Origin of the sequence: Streptomyces sp. NPDC052773, assembly GCF_044547145.1 — a bacterium.
GTDB lineage: Bacteria > Actinomycetota > Actinomycetes > Streptomycetales > Streptomycetaceae > Streptomyces.
Genome location: NZ_JBITZX010000008.1, coordinates 82,287 through 95,852, shown reverse-complemented (window position 1 = coordinate 95,852; position 13,566 = coordinate 82,287). Strand labels below are relative to the sequence as shown.

14 protein-coding genes and 2 pseudogenes are annotated in these 13,566 nt (G+C 73.3%); 6 read left to right on the top strand and 10 right to left on the bottom strand.

Annotated features, from left to right (window positions below):
- Positions 1–59: 59 nt before the first annotated feature.
- From ACIG0D_RS19385 to ACIG0D_RS19375, 3 genes are all read right to left on the bottom strand, one after another.
- Positions 60–872: an SAM-dependent methyltransferase gene (locus ACIG0D_RS19385; RefSeq protein ID WP_399802166.1), complete on the bottom strand. Its 813-nt coding sequence runs from the start codon at positions 870–872 to the stop codon at positions 60–62.
- A 115-nt stretch (positions 873–987) separates the two neighbouring features.
- The gene (locus tag ACIG0D_RS19380) at positions 988–1,263 is read right to left on the bottom strand and encodes a DUF397 domain-containing protein (RefSeq protein WP_365765446.1); all 276 of its coding nucleotides are present in this window, start codon (positions 1,261–1,263) and stop codon (positions 988–990) included.
- A complete protein-coding gene (locus ACIG0D_RS19375) occupies positions 1,264–2,124 on the bottom strand; it encodes a helix-turn-helix transcriptional regulator (RefSeq protein ID WP_365765448.1) in 861 nt (286 codons plus the stop codon).
- A 281-nt stretch (positions 2,125–2,405) separates the two neighbouring features.
- Between ACIG0D_RS19375 and ACIG0D_RS19370 the strand changes: the two genes are divergently transcribed.
- Both ACIG0D_RS19370 and ACIG0D_RS19365 read left to right on the top strand, forming a co-directional pair.
- Positions 2,406–3,149 carry an ATP-binding protein gene (locus ACIG0D_RS19370; protein WP_399802162.1) on the top strand — a complete coding sequence of 248 codons (744 nt, stop codon included), beginning with the start codon at positions 2,406–2,408 and terminating at the stop codon, positions 3,147–3,149.
- 23 nt (positions 3,150–3,172) lie between these two features.
- Positions 3,173–3,574, top strand: coding sequence for a hypothetical protein (locus ACIG0D_RS19365; protein ID WP_399802160.1), 402 nt, complete (start codon positions 3,173–3,175; stop codon positions 3,572–3,574).
- 126 nt (positions 3,575–3,700) lie between these two features.
- Here the strand turns inward: ACIG0D_RS19365 and ACIG0D_RS19360 are convergent, their stop codons facing one another.
- The 3 genes and pseudogenes from ACIG0D_RS19360 to ACIG0D_RS19350 all read right to left on the bottom strand — a co-directional run bounded on the left by ACIG0D_RS19360 (position 3,701) and on the right by ACIG0D_RS19350 (position 5,766).
- Entirely contained in the window at positions 3,701–3,880 is a 180-nt protein-coding gene (locus tag ACIG0D_RS19360; protein ID WP_399802158.1) for a hypothetical protein, read from the bottom strand.
- Positions 3,881–4,035: 155 nt separating this feature from the next.
- Positions 4,036–4,197, bottom strand: a pseudogene (locus tag ACIG0D_RS19355) (DUF899 domain-containing protein); the annotation flags it as partial.
- A gap of 191 nt (positions 4,198–4,388) precedes the next feature.
- Positions 4,389–5,766 (bottom strand): annotated as a pseudogene (locus ACIG0D_RS19350) (amidohydrolase).
- 138 nt (positions 5,767–5,904) lie between these two features.
- On the opposite strand from ACIG0D_RS19350, the gene ACIG0D_RS19345 reads away from it, so the two are divergent.
- Positions 5,905–6,843 (top strand): endonuclease/exonuclease/phosphatase family protein, encoded by a 939-nt coding sequence (locus ACIG0D_RS19345; protein ID WP_399802155.1) that lies wholly within the window; start codon positions 5,905–5,907, stop codon positions 6,841–6,843.
- Positions 6,844–7,014: 171 nt separating this feature from the next.
- On the opposite strand, the gene ACIG0D_RS19340 is transcribed toward ACIG0D_RS19345, so the two are convergent.
- Positions 7,015–8,907 (bottom strand): FUSC family protein, encoded by a 1,893-nt coding sequence (locus ACIG0D_RS19340; protein WP_399802153.1) that lies wholly within the window; start codon positions 8,905–8,907, stop codon positions 7,015–7,017.
- Between the two features lie 151 nt (positions 8,908–9,058).
- Positions 9,059–9,847, bottom strand: coding sequence for a nucleotidyltransferase domain-containing protein (locus ACIG0D_RS19335; RefSeq protein ID WP_399802150.1), 789 nt, complete (start codon positions 9,845–9,847; stop codon positions 9,059–9,061).
- A gap of 320 nt (positions 9,848–10,167) precedes the next feature.
- Between ACIG0D_RS19335 and ACIG0D_RS19330 the strand changes: the two genes are divergently transcribed.
- The 3 genes from ACIG0D_RS19330 to ACIG0D_RS19320 all read left to right on the top strand — a co-directional run bounded on the left by ACIG0D_RS19330 (position 10,168) and on the right by ACIG0D_RS19320 (position 11,685).
- Positions 10,168–10,629: a hypothetical protein gene (locus tag ACIG0D_RS19330; RefSeq protein WP_399802148.1), complete on the top strand. Its 462-nt coding sequence runs from the start codon at positions 10,168–10,170 to the stop codon at positions 10,627–10,629.
- 127 nt (positions 10,630–10,756) lie between these two features.
- The gene (locus tag ACIG0D_RS19325; protein ID WP_399802145.1) at positions 10,757–11,194 is read left to right on the top strand and encodes a RidA family protein; all 438 of its coding nucleotides are present in this window, start codon (positions 10,757–10,759) and stop codon (positions 11,192–11,194) included.
- Positions 11,191–11,685, top strand: coding sequence for a GNAT family N-acetyltransferase (locus tag ACIG0D_RS19320; protein ID WP_399802143.1), 495 nt, complete (start codon positions 11,191–11,193; stop codon positions 11,683–11,685). The genes ACIG0D_RS19325 and ACIG0D_RS19320 overlap by 4 nt, the downstream gene beginning before the upstream one ends.
- A gap of 88 nt (positions 11,686–11,773) precedes the next feature.
- Here ACIG0D_RS19320 and pip read toward each other — a convergent pair whose 3' ends face one another.
- Positions 11,774–12,736, bottom strand: a complete 963-nt coding sequence (gene pip, locus ACIG0D_RS19315; protein ID WP_399802141.1) for a prolyl aminopeptidase — start codon at positions 12,734–12,736, stop codon at positions 11,774–11,776.
- Between the two features lie 93 nt (positions 12,737–12,829).
- Entirely contained in the window at positions 12,830–13,561 is a 732-nt protein-coding gene (locus ACIG0D_RS19310; protein WP_399802139.1) for a uracil-DNA glycosylase, read from the bottom strand.
- Positions 13,562–13,566 lie beyond the last annotated feature (5 nt).

Below are 13,566 nucleotides of genomic sequence, written 5' to 3'. Positions count from 1 at the left end.
CAACGCGGGGAGGCGCGGTGCCAGGCGTCGGGAGCCCGGCATGATCGACGAGACGCCCCCTAGGGCTTACGCCCCACCGCCCCGTACCCCGGGATCACCCCGTCCTCCTCCCCCGCCACCGGCTCACCCAGCTCCGGCCGCCACTCGTTGACCACGGCGACACCGGGGTCGACCAGGTCGAGACCGTCGAAGAAGCGGGTGAACTCCGCGCGGGAGCGCAGCGCCAGCGTCACTCCCGCCGCCTTGAGCTTGGCGGTGGCGGCGGCCGACTCCTTTGGGGTGAAGTCGGCGGTGGCGTGGGTGATCACCAGGTGGCTGCCGGAGGGCAGTTCGGCCGTCAGCCGCCGTACCAGGTCGTGCGCCCCGTCCTCGTCGGAGACGAAGTGCAGCAGCGCGACCAGGCACAGCGCCACCGGCCGGTCGAAGTCCAGAACCTTCCCGGCCCCTTCGAGAATGGCGTCCGGGTCGCGCGCGTCCGCCTGGAGGTACTCGGTGGCGCCTTCCGGGGTGCCGCGCAGCAGGGCCGCCGCGTGGGCGAGCACGATCGGGTCGTTGTCGCAGTAGACGACCCGGGAGTCGGGGGCGATGCCCTGGGCGATCTGATGAAGGTTCGGCTCGGTCGGTATGCCGGTGCCGACGTCCAGGAACTGCCGTACGCCCTGCCCGACGAGCCAGCGGGTTGCCCGGTGCATGAACGCGCGGTTGACGCGGGCCATCACCGGCACCCGCGGGTCGAGGGCCAGCATCTGCCGGCCCATCTCCTCGTCGACGGGGTAGTTGTCCTTGCCGCCGAGATACCAGTCGTACATCCGCGCGGGGTGCGGTTTCGCGGTGTCGATCCGGATGGCGCCGGCGGGGTCCTGCCCGGTCATGCGGCACTCCGTAAGCGTCTGGGGGCGCGCAGGGCGCACTGAGTGATCAATTCGGTACCGAGGGAAGGAAGTCGAGCAGAGAATCAGGCAGGGAGGAAGAGACAAACAGGCCGGTTCACGACAGCAGGAAGTCCGCCACCCCCGCCTTCGCGCCCTCGATGAACGCCGTCATCTCGTCGGTGGTGTAAATCAGCGCCGGCCCGTCCGGGTCGGTGGACTGCCGGACGGCGATCCGGCCGTCGGCGAGCTTCATCGCTTCCAGGCAGTTGCCCCCGTTGCCGCCGCTCCACGGCTTGTGCCAGCCCTCGCTGCCCAGCTCCCGCGCGGGCATGCCGTTGTAGATCCGCTCCGCGCGGACCCTCGGCTTGGGCTGGGACGTGATGCGATCCATTCACAGCTCCTTGCGGAGATCCCGCAGGATCTCCTTCGTGCGTTGTGCCGTAGCGGCCTGCGCCGCCATGCGGTCCATGACCTCCAGGTGGGTCGCCACCTCGGCGCGCGCGTCGAGGTAGACGGCGCCGGTCAGGTACTCGCTGTAGACCATGTCCGGGAGTTCGGGCACGGCGAATCGGAACAGCACGAAGGGCCCGTAGGTGCCGGGATGCGGTCCCGTGGAGAACGGGATGACCTGCAGCGTCACATGGGGCAGCTTCGTGGCCTCGAGCAGCTTGTCGATCTGCGCGCGCATCACCTCCGGGCCGCCGACCGGACGGCGCAGGGCCGTCTCGTCCATCACCATCCACAGCCGGGGGGCGTCGGGACGGGTGAGCAGTTCCTGGCGCTGCATGCGCAGGGCGACATGCCGTTCGATGTCCTCGGGCCGGGTCTGGCCGACGGCTCCCGAGGTCAGGACCCCGCGCGCGTAGTCCTCGGTCTGGAGCAGGCCGGGGACGAAGTGCGGTTCGTAGCTGCGGATGAGGCTGGCGGCGCCCTCCAGGCTGACGTACATCGAGAACCAGCCGGGCAGGATGTCGTGGAACCGCTGCCACCAGCCGGGCCGGTTGGCCTCCTCCGCGAGTTGTACGAAGGCCTCGGCCTCGTCCTCGGGAACGCCGTAGGCCTTAAGGAGCAGTTGGACGTACGGGATCTTGAGCGCGACCTCGGCGGTCTCCATGCGGCGGACCGTGGCGGGCGCGACATGGAGGACGCGAGCGGCGTCCTCGCGCTTGAGCCCCGCGCGTTCCCGCAGGTCCAGCAGGCGTCGTCCGAGGACGACCTGGCCCACCGTCGGCGCGGACCGCGGCTCGCTCACGCTCCACCTCCAGTCAAGGGTTTCCGGACAGCCCGGCGGCGCCATTCGAAGACCTATTCGAAAGTCCGCCCCGACCGGCCCGCATCGGCCGGTCGAAAACCCGTCCGAATCGGCTGGAAACTGCCGGATCCGAATGGGGCAGACCTTCGGCGATCCCAAGTGGCGCCGCGCGACGTGCTGTTGCGAGCAGTGTGCCATGACCGTTCAGAGAGTCATACGGCACTCTGCAATTTTCAGAGTGACGCTTGCCAAGTGTCCGCGCCGGGGAGATAGTGGCAAGCGTGATTCCGTCCGCGCCCTTAGGAACAGACTCCGCCGCAGGCCGGCCTCCCGGCCTCGGCGCCGATGGGGGTTTCCCCGCTCGAGCCGGTTCGAGAGCGGGCGAGGAAGCCGTTCCCTCCGGGGGCGCCGCCGAGCGCCGGTTCCGCTTCGAGCTGGCCGCGCACCCGGGCTCCGCCGCGCAGGCCAGGCGCCTCACCCGGGCCCGGCTGACCGGCTGGTCGATCTGCGAGGACACCTGCGACTCGGCCGCCCTGGTGGTGTCCGAGCTGGTCACCAACGCCATCGTGCACACCGCGAGCGACGTCGTCGTCTGCGAGCTGCACGACGGCGACGACCTGGTGCGCATAGCCGTGCGCGATCAGGGGTGCGCACCGGGCGAGCCCTGTCCCTCCCCGCAGCGGGCCGATGAGGAGCACGGGAGGGGACTGCTTCTCGTCGACGCCCTCAGCCATGCCTGGGGCGCCCAGGAACACGGCCCCGGTCTGCTCGTCTGGGCCGAGTTGCCCCGCCAGGCACAGGCCCCGCGCGCGGACCTGGGCTGGGGCGCCCCGCCCAAGCCGGGCCGCACGGACGACCGTCCCGGCGAGGAGGAGACGGAGGCGCAGGACCTGCCGCCACGCGAGGGGCACGGCCGCGTCTCGCCCGCTCCGGGGCACCAGCCCGCGCGGACCGAGTCACACCGCCGAACGGGGGCCACGGGAGTCCCTCCGTTCGGCCGCGGCCGCGCCTGGGAGGGTGTGTGACGCCCGCGTCCGGCGGTGGGCGCGTGCGCAGCCTGGACACGCTGCTCCGCCTGCGGCGCGAGCTGCACGCCCCCGGCCCGCCTCGCCCGCTGTCCGTCCCCGACGGGATGACGGTTCCGCTGGGCTGCGACGCGGTCGCGGTGCCCGCCGCCTTCGGGCCGCAGATCCTGCCCCGGCTGCCCCGCGTGGGATGCGTCTACGCCGACGACACCCACTGGTGGTGGCTGGTCCCGTCCGACTCCGACTACGCACTGGAATGGCCCGCGCCCGCGCGGTACGCCATCGGGGCGGTCGCGCCCGACGCCCCACGCCTGATCCACCGGCCGGACGGCGAGCTTCCGTACACCCCGCCGATCCCGCTCTACCTCGCGCTGTGCAGGCTCACGGGCACCACACCGACGTGGTCCCAGGTGGTCAGCGCGTAGCCGCTCGCCGCACACAGCCGCGCGGGTCGCCACGCGGACCCATGCGCACGGCGGGCGGGGACAAGTTCACCCAGCGAACACCGGCCTAGAAGACGGGCGGCGCACCGGCAGACTGCGTCGCAGCGGTCACGCCGCAGCGTCGGCGACGGGCTCGCGGACGATCACCAGGAACGTGTCCGTCGAGAGGTCCATGACGACCTCCGCCGGCATGCCCTCCAGACGTCGTGCGTGCGCGAACTCCTCGGCCGGCCACGAACCACGCGGACCGCCGGCGGGAAAGCGCTCGAGCACCGTTCGCCCGTTCACCCTGCACCTCCAGATAGCGTCGTACGTGTATGAGTTAACGCCTCCCGGCAGCTAAACGCCTCGTTCAGTGACGTGACTGAGACGTAGTTGGCACTCGTTCACCGCGAAGTGTGAGCGGCCTCTCGGCAAACGGGTGGTTTCCACTACCCGGCGTGTCAGTCGTCGCACTCGTCGTGATACCGCACCGCCTCACTGGCCGCATGCGCCCCATGAGCCGACGCACGCCCCTTGGGTTCCTCCCACGGTTCCTGCCGACCGAGGGCGGTCAGGTCCAGAAGGCTGGTGGTCGAACCGAGGCCGTCCAAGCCCCGCTCATAGGCTTCACCAGCAGTTCCTCGCGCGCCGCTCTTCCCGCGACCACGAGCTCCGGAAGCGCCATGAGCCCTCCTGTGCAACGGTCCGTCGGGAGGGATGACCGGCGGCCGGGACGTAACTCATCGCGCGGGCACGAGATTTTTCGAGCGGATTCCCCACGGTCGGCGGATTCCCCACGGCCGTCGCCGGCCGGTCAGGTGTCGTACGTCTGGACCCGCCGCCCGTGCCCGCGGTCGAGGAGCGCGGGCAGCCGCTCGCCCAACTCCCGTACGACGGACGCCACGTCCAGTGTCAGCAGCTCGCGGTCGCGCATCAGGACGCGGCCGTCGACGATCGTGGTCCGCACGTCGGAGGAGCGGGCGCTGTGCACCAGGGTCGCGGCGAGGTCGTGGACGGGCTGGGTGTGCGGGCCGGTCAGGTCGACGAGGACGATGTCCGCGCGGTGCCCCGGTGCGAGCGAGCCGACGACGCCGCCGAGACCCACCGCGCGGGCGCTCTGCAACGTGGCGTGGGTGCAGGGCCTGACGGGAGGTCAGCCAGCGGGGATCGCCCTCGGCGGACTTCTGGACGAGCGCGGTGAGCGCCATGGACTCCCACACGTCGAGGGAGTTGTTCGAGGCGGCGCCGTCCGTGGCGAGCCCCACCGGAACACCGGCCGCGCGGAGGGCCCGTACCGGTGTGGTGGTGGACCAGGCGAATTTCAGGTACCCGCGCGGTGCGCTCGCGACGGCGACCCGCCCGGCGGCCCGCTCCAGGACGGGCAGGTCGCGTTCGGTGATGCCGGTGCCGTGCGCGATCAGCACGTCGATCGGCGTGTCGGCGCCGAGCAGGCCGGTGCGCTCCAGGACCTCGATCGGGGTGGCGCCGTGCCGGGCGAGGCTGGCGTCGGTCTGGTCGCGGTTCTCGGCGGCGTGCAGATGCACGGGCAGACCGTGCTCGCGGGCCAGCCGGGCGGTGATCGCGAGGTCGGCGTCGTCGACCGTGTAGGGGGCGTGCGGGGCGAGGGCGGTGGTGATCCGGCCGCCGGCGCCACCTTGGTGCCGTAGCGCGAGCTCCAGGGAGTCCTCCCGCCCCTGCGGTCCCTGGGACGAGAAGAAGACCTGGCCCAGGTGGGCCCGCAGGCCGCACTCCGCGACGACGGCGGCGACCGTGTCCATGAGGAAGTAGTGGTCCGCGAAGCACGTCACACCGCCCCGGATCATCTCCGCGCACGCCAGCCGCGCGCCCAGTTCGACGTCCCGCGCGGTGAGATTGGACTCGACGGGCCAGACGACGTCGTTGAACCACTCCTCGGTGGGCAGATCCTCGGCGACGCCGCGCAGCGCGACCATCGGCGCGTGCGTGTGGCAGTTGATCAGTCCGGGCAGGGCGGCCTGCCCGCGCGCGTCGATGCGTTCGGCGGCGGGCACCCCGGTGACCTGCGCGGTGTCGGTGACGGAGGCGATGACACCGTCGCGCACGACGATCGCGGCGTCCTCCCGGAACCCGATCCGCTCGTGGTCGGCCTGGCCTTCGACATGCACAAGTGCGGTACATCCCGTGATGATGAGGTCGGCGGGAGAAGTCGTCATCACGCCAACGTACGGCGGGGTGGTACCGCGACATGAGCCGGACCGCGTATCCGGTTCCGGCCCCTGTCGCGGGGCGGCCCGGGCACCCGCCCCGGCCTCACCACCATCCGCCACCAGGCTCTGCGAAAGGAGCCCGGCATGCTCGTGGGCACCTGGAATCTGGAGAACCTCTACCGGCCCGGCGGGCTGTTCGGCCCGCGCGACCAGACCGCGTACGAGACCAAGCTCGCCTCCCTCGCCGCCGTGATCACCGAGCTGGACCCCGACCTGCTCGGCCTCCAGGAGATCGGCGAGCCCGTCGCGCTGACCGACCTGGTCGGCATGCTCGACGGCGAGTGGCACACCGCGGTCTCCACCCATCCCGACAGCCGGGGCATACGCGTCGGCTTCCTCAGCCGTACGCCCCTGCGCCTCCTGGCCGACACGACGGCCCTGCCGGACATCCTGCACCCCGTCCAGATCGACGACGCGGGGCAGACCACCGAGGCGGCGGGGCGGGGTCTGCTGGCCGTGGAGACGGAGGGCGTGAGCGCCGCGGTCGCGCATCTGAAGTCGAAGCTGCTGTCGTACCCGGTGAACCGCTTCCACCCGCACGACGAGGGCGAACGCGCCCGCTACGGCGTCTACGCGCTGCACCGCCGGGCCGGCGAGGCGGCGGCGCTGCGCGCGCTGGCCGACACGCTGCTGGTGGGCGACGGCCGGGAACGGGACGTGGTGGTGCTGGGCGACCTGAACGACGAGGTGCAGGCGGCGACCACACAGATCCTGCTCGGCCCGCCCGGCTCGGAGATCGGCACGCCCGGGTTCGACCGGGCCGACGACGGGGACGCGGCCCGGCTGTGGAACGTCGCCCCGCTCATCCCGGCCGAGCAGCGCTACTCGCGGATCAACTTCGGCCGCCGGGAGCTGATCGACCACGTCCTCGTCAGTCACCGCGTGGTCCGCCGGATCGAGGCCGCGGGTACGGGACTGCCCGCGGAGACGGCTCCCCGGCTGCCGTCGGTGGACGAGGATCCGGCTGTACGGAGGGACGCTGCGGGCTCGGACCACGCGCCTGTGTGGGTGCGGTTCGGCTAGTAGGGCCGTGCCGGGATCGGTCACCCCGCGTGGGACGGCTCACACCATCCCGCTGACCCCACTCGTCCTCTGCTCCCGCTGATCCGGCTGGCTGGCTGTCTGGCTGGCTGGCTGGCTGTCCGGCTGTCCGGCTGTCCGGCTGTCCGGCTGTCCGGCTGTCCGGCTGTCCGACTATCCGGCAAGGGGCAGAGCGTTCGCCCGCAGCCTGCCGCGTTCCCCGGTGAGATCGCCCAGCACCCCGAGGCCGTCGGCTCGCTGGAGGTCGCCGAGGAGCCGGTCGAGCCGGTGGACGTGGAGCGGGGTGAGCCGCCCGGTGTCGTCCAGGTGGACGGCGCAGGCGGTGACGGTGTCGACGAGCCGTTCCAGGACGGCCGCCACCCGGTCGGCGCCCTCGGTGTGCCGGGCGAGGGCGGGCAGCTCGGCGGAGGCGACGGCGATGGCCGTACGGGCCTCGGCGAGGGTGCGATAGGCCTCGCGGCGCAGCACCCACCGCGCGGGCCGGTCGGCGGAGCCGCCGATCACATGGGTGAGGTAGGCGTGCGCGGCCCCGCCGGCCGCCGCGAGCCGGGCGCGCACCCCGCCGCCGCGCTCTCCCGGCATGGGCAGATGCCCGACGATCAGTACGATCGCGCAGGCCAGCAGAGTCTCGGCGATCCGGCTCGCGGAGGCCTGCGGCTCACCGCCGAGCATCACCAGGGCGAGCACGAGGACGGTCACGACGGCGGTCTGGGCGGCGAAGTGCCGGGTGGCGACCGGGATCAGCGCCCCGCTGACCGTGACGACCGCGACGAGCCCCGCGGGCTGCGGCAGCACGGCGGCGAGTCCGGCGAACAGCAGCGCTCCGAGGACGGTCCCGGCGGCCCGGCACAGCACCCGTGAGGCGAGCGGTCCCAGGTCGGGCTTGACGAGGAAGACGGCGGTGGCGGGCAGCCAGTACCAGTGCTCGTGGTGCAGCGCCTGGGCGACGGCGGCGGCGGTCCCGAACGAGAGGGCGACGCGCATGCCGTACTCCCGGCCGCCGGTCCCGAACGCGACGCGCAGCAGCCGTCGGAGGGTGCGCCGACGGCTGTGCAGGGCGTCGCCGTCGCCGCGGTCGCCGCGGTCGAAGGCCTCGGCGGCCCGCAGCAGCGCGTCGTCCAGGGCCCGCAGGGCGGGCGCGGAGCGGGAGGGGGCGGGCAGGGGTCCCGTGTGCGTGGTGCGGCGGACGGCGGCGGCGAGCCGCCGGGGCGCCTCGGCGGCCCGCGCGGAGACCGGTTCCCCGGCCCAGGCGAGGGCGGTGGCGGCCTCGGCGAGGGGCAGCGCGGCGGCGTACTGGGCGTGCAGCCGCCGCTCGGCCCCGGACCCGGCGTACCGCCGCAGCCGGGGTCCGGAGAGGGCGTCCTGGGCGTGGTCGAGGGCGGCGGTCAGCGCGGCCCGCCGTGCGATGGCCTGTGGCCCGCCCGCGGCCTCCAGCAGGTCGGCGACGGCGTCGTAGACCCCCGCGATGGCGCTGCGCTCCCCGTCGAACCGGTAGTCCCCCGCGAAGGCGCCCGGCGACGGCAGCACCAGCCGCAGCACCAGCAGCCACCCGGCTCCGCCGAGGAACGCGAGACCTCGCAGCCACCCGGGTTCGGGCAACGGCATCCCGGCGCCCACGGCACAGGCGACGAGCACCTGGGTCCCGGCGGCCGACGCGACGGGTCCCACGGCACTGACACACCCCGCGACCAGCCCCAGCACGGCCAGCACGACTATCAGAGCGACCGCACCGCCGTACTGCCCCGCACACGTCCCGACCACCATCCCGGCCGCCCCGGCCAGCGCCGGCACCCCGAGCCGCTGCACCGCGGCCCGCCGGCTCCCTGGCCGGTCGTTGATCCCCGCGAGCATCGCCGCGATCGCGGCCACCACACCGACGGTCCCCCGCCCCACCACCAGGGCCCCCGCCACCAACGGCCCCGCCGCCAGCGCCCCCCGCCCCACCGCACTCCACGGCACCGGCCCTCCCTGCGCCCTCAGCGCATGGGCGAGCCAGAGCGGCAGCGCGGACAGCGGACGACGAGCCAGCACGGACAGACGAGACAACAGGGCTCCTGTCGAGACGAGGGCGGGGGTGTGCCTTCGGGCGACGGTGGCCGGGCAGTGGGTGTGGTGCCCACGGTAGGGGGTGTTGTTGGAGGGGATGGAACGGGCACGTTTCGGTGATGTGACGGAAGGGGTGAGACGAATCCACGCCTCACGCGCGCGTAGCCCGTGCTTCCTCCACGCGCGCGTCGAAGAGCGATTCCGCCCGTTGGACCGCCGTGACCATGGCGTCCGCGTTCGCCGTCCACAGTGACGCGATGATCCCGTCCACCTCGTTCAGTCCGGCTCGCTCCAGCAGCCGCTTCTCGTTCGTCACCCACTCCCCCGCGGCGGCCAGTACGGCGTGTGCCGCTTGGGTCGCGGCGACGGCGAGGGCGCCGGCCAGTTCGGTGCGGCGGGCGGCGGGGGCGTGGTTGGCCTCGGCGTAGGCGAGGGTGGCGCGGGCGGTGTCGTGCCAGCGGGCGGCGGCGGAGCGGCGGAGTGCGTCCGGGTAGCGCTCGGGGCGGGGCGGGGTGCCGCGCAGGGGCCGGTTGACGGCGAGTTCGGCGACGACCAGATAGCTGGGGATGCCGGCGAGGTGGAAGAGGAGCGGCTCGATGTGGAAGCGGCCCTGCTCGGCCTCCGCCATCTCACGCTCCACCACGTCGAGGTCCCGGTAGTGGACGTCCACGCGTCGGCCGTCGACGGTGAGCCACCCGCCGCCGTTGAACACGCCTCCGCCCCAGCCGCCGATCTCTGAGACCTCGCCCTCCCAGCCGAGGGCGCGCAGGTCGGCGGGGTCGAAGGGGCCTCGGTAGTAGATGCCGAGGTCCCAGTCGCTGTCGGGGCGGTGGGTGCCCTGGGCGCGGGAGCCGCCGAGGGAGACGGCCTGGACGGTGGGGAGGGCGGCGAGGTGGTCGGCGAGGAAGTCGAGGAAGGCGGAGTCGGAGAGGGCGGGCATGGGGGGCTCCGGGTGGTCGTACGTGGAGGTTGGGTGACTCCCTCCGGCTTCCGGGGGAGGCCAGCGTAACCGGGTCGTGCCGGCCGCACAGGGTGCGCGCGGTGGTGTGGGCGCAGGGCCTCGGTGCGGGCGGGCGCCGGGTTCTGACACAGAGTCAGGGTCCTGGCGGTTCGGGGAGCTGAGGTGGCGGGCGACCGGGAGCCGTTCCTGCGGGCCGCCTGAGGAGCCGGCCGGCTCGCTTGCCGGGCTCGATTGTCAGTGGGGCGCGTTATCAATGAAGTCGTACGTCACGCAGGGTGATGACGACAGGGGGAACAGTGATGATGACGACCACGCCGCAGGACACGCCTCGGGACGGCGAGCCGGAGCGCTCTGGGCGGGCCCGGCAGGTCCGGGAGTTCCGGCGGGCCCAGCCGGTGCGGGAAGCCCGGACGCATCTGTCGATGGCCGGGCTGCGGGCCCGGGGCTGGACCGCCGCCCTGGTCCGCCGGCTCCTCGGCGAGCCCGACCTGCTGCGCCCCCACCCCCTGTTCCGTACGGCCCGGCAGATCCGCCTCTATCGCGTCGAGCGCGTCGAAGCCGCCGAGCGCGGCGACGAGTTCCGGGCCGTCGCGGCCGCCGCGGCCCGGCGTTCCGCCGAGGCGCGGACGACGGCGCTCCGCAGGCGGCGGGCGCGTCGTCGCCCCGGCACGGGGGGCGTCGGCAAGGACGACGTGCGCCGACGTGGCAGCCCGGGCCGAATTCGGGTGCGGGAGCGGCCCGATGCCTGGATGATCGACTGATCGCACGCCGTACGTCCCGAACCGGCTCACGGCGTATGTCCAGATCGACTCACGCATACGTCCCGACCGACTTCGGCCTACGTCCCGACCGACTTCCGCCTACGTCCCGACCGACTCAGGAGCGCTCGTGATCCAGCGCGTCACCGTCCCCTGCCTCTTCCCACCCCCGCGCTATTCGCACGCCTCCGTCATCGAGGCCGGCACGAAGCTGGCCTTCCTCGCCGGGTCCGTCCCGCTCGACGCCGACGGGAAGCTGGTCGGCGGGGGCGACCCGGTGCGGCAGGCTCGGCAGGTGATGGCCAATCTGGAGCGGCAACTGGAGGCAGCGGGCAGTGACTTGGCGCATGTTGTGGCGACCGACGTCTACGTGGTAAGCGGCGATCCCTCGGTGCTCTCCCAGGTGTGGGACGTGGTGGAGGCGTCCGGGCTGAGCACGGGACCGCACTCGTCGACCCTGATCGGCGTGGCCTGCCTCGGCTACACCGGTCAGCTCGTGGAGATCACGGCCACCGCCGTCGTCCCGGAGCAGGCGGGCACCCATGTCCCCGGGGAGATACGACCGTGACGCCGGCTGTCGCTCTGCGCCGGGCCGCGCCGGCCGACGCCCTCCCCGCCGCCGACGTGTGGCTGCGGTCCTTCGCCGCCGCGCTGCCGGGTGTCGTGCGGGCGCACTCCGACGACGAGGTCCGGGACTGGTTCCGGGCGGTCGTGGTGCCACGGCAGGAGACCTGGGTGGCCGAGGCCGCGGACGGGGCGGGGCTGGTCGGGGTCATGGTGCTCGACGAGGCGGAGCTGTCGCAGCTGTACCTCGCCCCCGACTGGCGCGGGCGCGGCCTCGGCGACCGGTTCGTCGCCCTGGCCAAGGAGCGCCGGCCGCGCGGCCTCGACCTGTGGACCTTCCAGGTCAACACGCCCGCCCACCGCTTCTACGAGCGTCACGGCTTCGTCGCGGTCGAGTGGACGGACGGCAGCGCGAACGAGGAGCGGGAACCGGACGTGCGCTATGTCTGGCGCCCGGATCGAGCGGGCACGGATCGGACGGCGCCCGAGAGCTAGCTGTCGGGTCGGCCAGCCCTCCGCGGCCCCCCGGTTCCCAGCCGGAGGTTAGTCCGGTGCGGTCGGGTGCCCGCGCCGGCGTGGGGCTCTAGTGCCGGGCGTACGCGTCCATCGCCTCGACCAGCAGGTCCGCGATGCCGGGCGCGCCCGCGCTGTGGCCGGCCTCGTCCACGATCCGCAGCTCGCTACCGGGCCAGGCATGGTGCAGGCGCCAGGAGACGCCGAGGAGGTTGCCGAAGTCGAGGGCGCCCTGGACGAGGGTGCCGGGGATGCCCTTCAGCAGGTGGGCGTCGCGCAGCACGACCCCCTCGTCGTTGCCGTCCCCGAGGAAGTGGTCGTTGCCCCAGTAGTGCGTCACGGTGCGGGCGAAGCCCATACGGAACACGGGGTCCTCGTAGCGCTCCACCGAGCGCGGCGGGGCGGGGACGATCGCCGTCTCCCAGTCGGTCCAGCCGCGCGCCGCCCGCTCCCGCACCCGCGGGTCCGGGGACTCCAGCAGCCGGTTGTACGCCGCCGCCAGGTTGCCGTCCCGCTCGTCCTCGGGCACCAGCGCGACGAACCGTGCGAAGGCCTCCGGGAAGATCTTCCCCAGGCCCCGGGTCATCAGGGCCACTTCGGGGTTCGACCCGGTGGCGATCCCGGTGAGCACCAGCTCGGAGACCACTCCCGGGTGCGTCTGCGCGTACCGCAGCCCCAGCACCGAGCCCCACGACCCGCCCCACACCAGCCATCGCTCGATCCCGAGGTGCCGGCGCAGCAGTTCCAGATCCGCCATGACGTGCGCGGTCGTGTTGACGCTCATGTTCGTCTCGTAGGCGCTCGCGTGCGGCGTCGAGCGCCCGCAGCCGCGCTGGTCGAGCTGGACGATCCGGTAGGCGGCGGGGTCGAAGAGGCGCCGGAAGTAGGGCAGGCTGCCGGAACCGGGCCCGCCGTGCAGCACCAGCGCGGGCTTGCCGCGCGGGTTGCCGCTGTTCTCCCAGTAGATGCGGTTGCCGTCTCCGACATCGAGCATGCCGTGGTCGTACGGTTCGATCTCCGGGTAGAGAGCCATCGGAGCAACGTAACGCCGTGGCGGACATCGTGTCGCGGAGTTTTCCGGCACGGCGGTCCGGCGCGGCTCCGCACAGCGGTCCGGCTCACTCTCTTACGGCAGTCCGGCCGCGGTCGCCGCCGTGCGCAGCACCTCGCGCAGCATCTCGGGGGTGAGGCGGCCGGTGAAGGTGTTGCGCTGGCTGACGTGGAAGCAGCCGAAGAGGTCGATGCCGTCGGGAGCGGAAGGGCCGCCGAGGTCTGTGGAGTCGGTGGGGTCGGTGAGCCGGACGTGGGCGCCGTGGGCGAACGCGGGGCGCGGCCTCGGCACCGTCCACCCGGCCTCCGCGAACGCGGGCAGCGCCGCCTGCCAGCCGAAGGCGCCGAGGACGACCACGGACCGCAGCGTCGGGCGCAGCAACCGCAGCTCCTGCACGAGCCAGGGGCGGCAGGTGTCCCGCTCCCCGGGCGTCGGCTTGTTGGCGGGTGGTGCGCAGTGCACGGGCGCGGTCACGCGGACGCCGTACAGCTCCAGGCCGTCGTCGGCGCGCACGGACGTGGGCTGGGAGGCGAGCCCCACGTCGTACAGCGCTTGGTACAGCACGTCCCCGGAACGGTCACCGGTGAACATCCGGCCGGTGCGGTTGCCGCCGTGCGCCGCCGGGGCGAGGCCGACGATCAGCAGCCGGGCGTCCGCCGGTCCGAAGCCGGGGACGGGACGTCCCCAGTACGTCCAGTCCGCGACGGCGGCGCGCTTGGTGCGGGCCACGTCCTCCCGCCAGTCGACCAGCCGCGGGCACGCCGTGCAGCCCGCGATCCGCGCGTCCAGGTCGGCCAGGCTGTCCATGGCTC